The following is a 5,943-nucleotide window of genomic DNA, read 5'->3' on the forward strand; positions in this document are numbered from 1 at the left end:
ACGCCGGGCGCCGCCGACCTCCGCGCCGCCGTGCGCGCGGGGCGGATGCTCGGGCACCTTCCCACCGTGCAGGGCGCGCTGTGGCCGGCGCTCGGCCTCGACGAGCGCAACGCGGCGTCGGTCTCCGGCTACCTCTTCGCCAGCGGCCTGACCTCGGCCGCGGTGCGGCTCGGCGCCATCGGGGCGATCGAGGCGCAGCGTGTGCTAGGGGGGGCACTGCCGCTGATCGCCACGTTGCTGGAGCGGCCGGTGCCCGAGCCGGCGGACGCGATCGACCTCACCGGCTTCACCCCGCTGATCGAGATCGCCGCGATGCGCCAGGCCCAGGCCGAACTCCGCCTGTTCGCGAACTGAAAGGAGCCGAGCCGATGCTGCTCACGCCGACCGAGCTTGAACGGCTCACGATCTTCACCGCCGCCGAACTCGCCCGCAAGCGCCGCGCCCGGGGGCTCAAGCTCAACTACCCGGAGGCCGTGGCGATCATCACCGACGAGATCCTCGAGGGTGCCCGCGACGGGCGCTCCGTCGCCGACCTGATCGGCTGGGGCTCGACCATCCTGACGACCGGCGACGTGATGCCGGGGGTAGCCTCCATGATGCCGATCCTGCAGGTCGAGTGCGTCTTCCCCGACGGCACCAAGCTCGTGACCGTGCACGAGCCGATCCGGCCCGCGGAAGGGGCGGAGCCCGACACGCTCGAGCCCGGCGCGATCCTGCCGGCGGAGGGCGAGATCGAACTCGCCGCCGGCCGCCCGCGGGTGAGCCTCGAGGTCGTCAACACCGGCGACCGGCCGGTGCAGATCGGCTCGCACTACCACTTCTTCGAGGTCAACCGGGCGCTCGATTTCGACCGGGCCAAGGCGCTGGGCTTCCGCCTCGACATCCCGGCGGGCACGGCGGTGCGGTTCGAGCCGGGCCAGCGCAAGACGGTGACGCTCACCGGGTTCGGCGGCGCGAAAGAACTCACCGGCCTCAACAACCTGACGCAAGGGCGGCTCGACAGCGACGCGGCCCGCGCCGACGCGCTGGCCCGCGCCAAGGCCCGCGGCTTCAAGGGCGCCTGAGGGGAGACTGGGAACCATGGTCACGATCCCGAGGCGCGACTACGCCGCCCTCTACGGCCCCACCACCGGCGACGGCGTGCGGCTCGCCGACACCTCGCTCGTCGCGGTGGTCGAGCACGACCACGCGGTCTACGGCGACGAGTGCCTGCACGGCGGCGGCAAGACGCTGCGCGACGGCATCGGCCTCGCCCCCGGCGTCACGGCGGCGCAGGGCGCGCTCGATTTCCTGCTCTGCAACGTCCTCGTGATCGATCCGGTGCTCGGCATCGTGAAGGGGGATCTCGGCATCAAGGACGGGCGCATCGTCGGCCTCGGCAAGGCCGGCAACCCGGCGATCATGGACGGGGTCGATCCGCGCCTGATCGTCTCGGCCGGCACCACGGTGCGCGATTGCGAGGGGCTGATCGCCACGCCCGGCGCCATCGATGTGCACGTCCACTTCGATTCCGCGGGGCTCCCCGACCACGCCATCGCCTCCGGCATCACGACGCTGCTGGGCGGCTCGCTCGGGCCGATCACCGTCGGCATCGATTCCGGCGGCCCGTTCAACACGGGAAAAATGCTCCAGGCGGCGGAAGCCTGGCCCGTCAATTTCGGATTTCTGGGCCGCGGCAACACCCACAAGCCGGCGGCCCTCAAGGAGCAGCTCGAGACCGGCGTGCTGGGCCTGAAGATCCACGAGGATTGGGGGGCGATGCCGGCGGCGATCGATTCCTGTCTCGCCTTCGCCGACGAGCACGATTTCCAGGTCCAGCTCCACACCGACACGCTGAACGAGTCCGGCTTCGTGGAGGACACGCTGGCGGCGATCGGCGGGCGCACGATCCACATGTACCACACGGAAGGCGCCGGCGGCGGCCACGCGCCGGACATCATCCGCGTGGCGGGGCTGCCCCACTGCCTGCCCTCCTCGACGAACCCGACCAACCCCTACACGGTCAACACGTTCGACGAGCACCTCGACATGACGATGGTGTGCCATCACCTCAACCCGGCCCTGCCGGAGGACGTGGCCTTCGCCGAGAGCCGCATCCGCGCGCAGACCATCGCGGCGGAAGACGTGCTGCACGATATCGGCGCGATCTCCATGCTCGGCTCCGACAGCCAGGGTATGGGCCGCATCCACGAGGTGATCTGCCGGACATGGCAGCTCGCCTCCAAGATGAAGGACCAGCGCGGGAGCCTGCCGGAGGAGCGGCCGGGCTTCGGCGACAACGCCCGGATCAAGCGCTACATCGCGAAATACACGATCAACGCCGCGCGCACCTTCGGCATCCAGGAGCATATCGGCTCGCTGGAGCCCGGCAAGATGGCCGACATCGTGATCTGGCGCCCGGCCTTCTTCGGCATCAAGCCGGAACTCGTGATCAAGGGCGGCTTCATCGCCTGGGGCGCCATGGGCGATTCCGCCGCCTCCCTGATGACCTGCGAGCCGATGCTGATGCGTCCGCAATGGGGCGCCTTCGGGCTCGCCAAGCAGGGGCTGTCGGCCTGCTTCGTCCACCCGCTCGCCATCGAGGGCGGGCTCCGCGAGAGCCTAGGACTCCGGAAAAACCTGCTGCCGGCCCGCGGCACCCGCACGCTCACCAAGGCCGACATGCTGTGGAACGACGCCTGCCCGAACATCCGGGTCGATCCGCAGACCTTCGAGGTCTTCGTGGACGGGGAACTCGCCACCTGCGAGCCCGCGACCGTCCTGCCGCTCGCCCAACGGTACATGCTGCGATGAGCGCTTCCCTCTCCCCTGCCCTGCCTCAGCCCGTCACCGCCGCCCGCATCGGCATCGGCGGCCCGGTCGGCTCAGGGAAGACCGCGCTGATCGAGCGGCTGATCCCGGCGCTTCAGGCCCGCGGGATCGATCTCGCGGTCGTCACCAACGACCTCGTCACCAAGGAGGATGCCGAGCGCCTGCGCCGCTCCGGGCTGATCGATCCGGCTCGCGTGGAGGCGGTGGAGGCCGGCGCCTGCCCGCACACCGTCATCCGCGAGGATCCCACCCTCAACATCGCCGCCGGCGACGACCTGGAGGCGAAGTTTCCGGGGCTCCAGCTCCTGATCTTCGAATCGGGGGGCGACAACCTCGCCTCGACCTTCTCCCTCGATCTCGTCGATTGGTGGATCTTCGTCATCGACGTGGCGGGCGGCGACGACATCCCGAGGAAGCGCGGCCCCGGCGTGCTGCGCTGCGACCTCCTCGTCATCAACAAGACCGATCTCGCGCCCCATGTCGGCGTCGATCTGCCCGGCATGCTGGCGGAGGCCGCGCGCGTCCGGGGCACGAAGCCCGTGGCCGCCACCAACGCCCGCTCCGGCGAGGGCGTCGAGGCGGTGGCCGACGCGATCTGCCGCGCCGTGCTGTTCGCGCCCTGATGGCCCTGTCGCTGGACGGCCTGCCCGAGACGCCCGCCCCGGCCGAGGCGGCCCCCGCGCCGGTCGGGCGCCGGGTGCGGGCCGCCCTGGTCTTCGCCCGCGGCGGCGGCACCACCGTGCTGTCGCGGCAGAATGTGCCCTACCCGTTCCACATCACCCGCGCCTTCCGGATGCATCCGGGACGCCCGGACCTCGCCACGCTCTACCTGCAATCGGCCTCCGGCGGGCTCTACGCCGCCGACCACCTCACCCTCGACGTCGCGGCGCGGACGGGCGCGCGGGTCCACGTCACGACGCAGGCCGGCACGGTGGTGCATCGCGGCGGCCCGGAGCCCACGCGCCAGGAGACGCGGCTCACGATCGCCGCCGACGCCTTCCTCGCGCTCAATCCCGATCCGCTCATCCTGTTTCCCGACGCGCATCTCGCCATCTCGACCGAGATCACCGCCGAGCCGGGCGCCCGCGCCATCGTCACCGAGAGCGTGGCCTGCCACGATCCGCTCGGCCAGGGCCGGCCGTTCGACCGGCTCGATCTCGGCCTGACGATCCGGTCGCCCGAGGGCCGCGCGCTGGTGCGGGAGCGCAGCCGCATCGACGGGGCGGCGTTCACCGGCCCGGATTCGCCGATGGGAGGCCACCGGGCCTACGGCACGATGGTCGTCCTCGGCGCGCCGGACGACGCGCGCCTCGCCGGCCCCCTGCTGCGGCAGGCATCGGACGCGGCCGGTTGCCTGACCGGGGTGAGCCCGCTGCCGAACGGGGCCGGGCTCGGCCTGCGCCTCCTCGCCCCAGACGGCGGCGCCCTCTCGGCCGGCATGGAAGCTTTGTTCCGCATCCTGTTCGCAGCCCTGAGCGGATGCGAGCCGGGGCGGCGGCGCAAGTAGAATAGTTCTCGAACGACCAGCGAGGCGGCAGATCGCGAGAAATATGGGCAGGCCGCCCAGCAATTCCCCTTGATGCAACTCGATTTCCTGAGACGAACTACGGGCGGGGGCACCGGCCTCGTCTGGCGGCATCAAGGCCGACATTCGGGCCGGTCTGCCGGACGACGTTCGAAGGATTTCGAGAAGACATGCGCTCGCGTGACCGAAACGATGCCCACTTCCATCTCCGCCGCCGCCTCCTCCTCGGCCTTGCCGCCTCGCCGCTGCTGACCGCCCTGCCCGGGCGCGCCTTCGCGCAGGCCGGCGCGGGCGCGCTCGCCGTCACCGACAAGGAGGTCACCGTCGGCATCCTGCACTCGCTGACCGGCACCATGGCGATCTCCGAGACCGGGACGACGCAGGGCGAGAAGCTCGCCATCGAGGAGATCAACGCGGCCGGCGGCGTGCTCGGGCGCCAGATCAAGATCATTCAGGAGGACGGTGCCTCCGATTGGCCGACCTTTGCTGAGAAGGCACGCAAGCTCGTCGTCAACGACCATTGCGCCGCGGTGTTCGGCTGCATGACCTCGGCCTCGCGCAAGGCGGTGCTGCCGGTCTTCGAGCAGTATAACGGTCTCCTCTACTATCCGACCTATTACGAGGGTCTGGAGCAGTCGAAGAACGTCATCTACACCGGCCAGGAGGCGACGCAGCAGACGCTGGCGGGCCTCGACTGGGTCGGCAAGGAGAAGGGTGCCAAGACCTTCTTCATGGTCGGCTCGGACTATATCTGGCCGCGCACCACCAACAAGATCGCCACCAAGCACATCACCAGCGTGCTGAAGGGCACGGTCGCGGGCGAAGAGTACTTCCCCCTCGGCCACACCCAGTTCAACTCGGTCATCAACAAGATCAAGCTGAAGAAGCCCGACGTGATCTTCTCGACCGTCGTCGGCGGCTCGAACGTGGCCTTCTACAAGCAGCTCAAGGCCGCCGGCATCGACCTCAAGAAGCAGACGCTCGTCACCGTCTCCGTCACCGAGGACGAGGTGGACGGCATCGGCGGCGAGAACATCGCCGACGCCTATACCTGCATGAAGTACTTCCAGTCGCTCAAGAACCCGGCCAACGAGAAGTTCGTCGCCGCCTTCAAGAAGCGCTGGGGCGAGAAGACCGTCATCGGCGACGCGACCCAGGCGGCCTACCTGAGCCCCTTCCTGTGGAAGGCGGCTGTCGAGAAGGCCGGCAGCTTCGAGATCGACCGGGTGATCGAGGCGTCGCCCGGCATCGAGATGAAGGATGCGCCGGAAGGCTCCGTGAAGGTTCACGAGAACCATCACCTCTGGTCGAAGACCCGCGTGGCGCGGGCGCGGGCGGACGGCCAGTTCGACGTGGTCTACGAGAGCCCGGACCTGATCGAGCCGAACCCGTTCCCGAAGGGGTACCAGTAGTCGCGCCTGTCCCCTCTCCCCGCCGTGCCGGGAGAGGGGATGCGCACATGACTCGGCCGTTCCTCGGCGCCGATCTCATCCCGTTTCCGGTTGATCACCTCGGGCTTGGCCCAACGCCGTCATCACGAGGCGAAGCCGAAGTGATCCAGGGCGCGACTTCTCCGGAAAGGGCGCGCTCTGGATCGCCACGGCTTC

At 69.8% G+C, this 5,943-nt stretch carries 6 protein-coding genes; all 6 read left to right on the top strand.

Annotation, left to right across the window (positions count from 1 at the left end; translation table 11 throughout):
* On the top strand, nucleotides 1-354 hold a 354-nt coding region (locus MFF42_RS19395; RefSeq protein WP_283206894.1), incomplete at its 5' end, for an urease accessory protein UreF.
* Between the two features lie 14 nt (nucleotides 355-368).
* Nucleotides 369-1,064 (top strand): urease subunit gamma, encoded by a 696-nt coding sequence (locus MFF42_RS19400; RefSeq protein WP_238257213.1) that lies wholly within the window; start codon nucleotides 369-371, stop codon nucleotides 1,062-1,064.
* Nucleotides 1,065-1,080: 16 nt separating this feature from the next.
* Entirely contained in the window at nucleotides 1,081-2,793 is a 1,713-nt protein-coding gene (gene ureC, locus MFF42_RS19405) for an urease subunit alpha (RefSeq protein ID WP_238257214.1), read from the top strand.
* Entirely contained in the window at nucleotides 2,790-3,434 is a 645-nt protein-coding gene (gene ureG, locus MFF42_RS19410) for an urease accessory protein UreG (RefSeq protein ID WP_238257215.1), read from the top strand. Before ureC ends, ureG begins: the two co-directional genes overlap by 4 nt.
* Nucleotides 3,434-4,318, top strand: coding sequence for an urease accessory protein UreD (locus MFF42_RS19415; RefSeq protein ID WP_238257216.1), 885 nt, complete (start codon nucleotides 3,434-3,436; stop codon nucleotides 4,316-4,318). Before ureG ends, MFF42_RS19415 begins: the two co-directional genes overlap by 1 nt.
* Before the next feature lie 188 nt (nucleotides 4,319-4,506).
* Nucleotides 4,507-5,748, top strand: coding sequence for an urea ABC transporter substrate-binding protein (gene urtA, locus MFF42_RS19420; protein WP_238257217.1), 1,242 nt, complete (start codon nucleotides 4,507-4,509; stop codon nucleotides 5,746-5,748).
* Nucleotides 5,749-5,943: the final 195 nt, after the last annotated feature.

Source organism: Methylorubrum podarium, from assembly GCF_022179745.1.
Lineage (GTDB): Bacteria > Pseudomonadota > Alphaproteobacteria > Rhizobiales > Beijerinckiaceae > Methylobacterium > Methylobacterium podarium.

Bases quoted from the DNA above. Each gene is read 5' to 3' on its own strand.
- MFF42_RS19400 (WP_238257213.1), top strand. From the start codon at position 369: ATGCTGCTCACGCCGACCGAGCTTGAACGGCTCACGATCTTCACCGCC.
- ureC (WP_238257214.1), top strand. From the start codon at position 1,081: ATGGTCACGATCCCGAGGCGCGACTACGCCGCCCTCTACGGCCCCACC.
- ureG (WP_238257215.1), top strand. From the start codon at position 2,790: ATGAGCGCTTCCCTCTCCCCTGCCCTGCCTCAGCCCGTCACCGCCGCC.
- MFF42_RS19415 (WP_238257216.1), top strand. From the start codon at position 3,434: ATGGCCCTGTCGCTGGACGGCCTGCCCGAGACGCCCGCCCCGGCCGAG.
- urtA (WP_238257217.1), top strand. From the start codon at position 4,507: ATGCGCTCGCGTGACCGAAACGATGCCCACTTCCATCTCCGCCGCCGC.